This window comes from Desulfuromonas acetexigens (assembly GCF_900111775.1).
In the GTDB taxonomy this organism is placed as follows: Bacteria; Desulfobacterota; Desulfuromonadia; order Desulfuromonadales; family Trichloromonadaceae; genus Trichloromonas; species Trichloromonas acetexigens.
On the sequence record NZ_FOJJ01000029.1, the window covers coordinates 1 to 1341 of the forward strand.

Genomic DNA, 1341 nt, shown 5'->3' on the forward strand with positions numbered 1-1341 from the left:
TCAGTGGTGTCCGGTTAGGTTTTTGCAGCTCGTGTCGCAAATCGATAATCTTGATGAAAAACTATAAAAATCGACAACTTACCACATTTTTAGCTTGACAAACGGCCGCGAGGGGGTCGGCGAATTTTCGTAACTACCTGATATCGAAGGGAATTACGAAAATGTCGCTACTGGCCCGAATGTTCCGAACCCGGCTCAACGCTCTTACCATCGTCCGTTTGTTCACCCCGTTCCAGGCCGCGCTCGATCCGGTCCCGACTCTTGAGGCCCGCGGCAACAGGCCTTTGCAGATGACTTTCGAAGACCAGTTGAAAATTCTGACCTATTACCATCTCGAAGAGCACACTTCGGGGCGGCATCTGCTCCAGGTCCTAGCCCAGGAGGGCTTTGCCGCGACCCACATCGCTCCGCCCGAGGGCATCAAGAAAAGCGCCTTCTTCGAAGCCCTCAACTCGCGGGGTTTGGAGCAGATGGTCCAAGTCTACGAAAACCTTCAGAAGCAGGCGACGGCCAAACTGCCCCTCGCCAAGGAGTTCTCCGACTTGGGGGATCTGGTTTCGGTCGACGGAACACTGATCGACGCCACGCTCTCCATGGTCTGGGCCGATTATCGAGACGGGGCTAAAAAAGCCAAGGTCCATCTGGGCTTCGATATCGGCCGGGGCATTCCCCAGAAACTGACCCTGACCGCCGGCAAGGCCGATGAGCGACCCCAGGTGGACTATCTGGTGGCGCCCGGGCAGACCGCCGTCATGGATCGCTACTACCAGTGCTACAAGAACTTCGACGATTGGCAGGCCCAGGAGCGCCATTTCGTCTGTCGCATCAAGGCCTCTTCCCGCAAGACGGTGCTGCGTGAAAATCCCATCGAGCCCGGCGGACAGGTGTTCTTTGACGCCGTCACCCGCCTGGGAACGGCGGGCGGCAATCAGACGGAACGGGAGGTTCGCGTGGTCGGCTACAAGGCCGACGGAAAAACCTACTGGGTGGCCACCGACCGTTTCGATCTGACGGGCGAGCAGATTGCCTACGTTTACAAACTCCGCTGGACGATCGAGTCCTTCTTCGGCTGGTGGAAGCGCCACCTCAAGGTGTACCACCTGATCGCCCGCAGTCCCTACGGCTTGCTGATGCAGATTCTCTCCGGCTTGATCACCTATCTCCTGCTGGCCATCTACTGCCACGAGGAGCACGGCGAACGGGTTGGCATCGAGAGGGTTCGCGAGTTACGCAACAAAATCCGCAACGAAGCGGCCGAAGACGTTGCCGCCGGCGTGACGCCGCCAGGCTTCATCGATTTAGACTTCGGCGCGTATGCAACTTCTTAACCGGACACTGCTG

1 protein-coding gene is annotated in these 1341 nt (G+C 58.0%); it reads left to right on the forward strand.

Annotated elements, in window-relative coordinates; genetic code table 11:
- Nucleotides 1–161: 161 nt before the first annotated feature.
- Complete coding sequence (locus BQ4888_RS10710; protein ID WP_092057184.1) at nt 162–1328, forward strand: IS4 family transposase; 1167 nt, start codon at nt 162–164, stop codon at nt 1326–1328.
- Nucleotides 1329–1341 lie beyond the last annotated feature (13 nt).

Coding starts and splice junctions, on each gene's coding strand:
- BQ4888_RS10710 (WP_092057184.1), top strand. CDS start 162: ATGTCGCTACTGGCCCGAATGTTCCGAACCCGGCTCAACGCTCTTACC.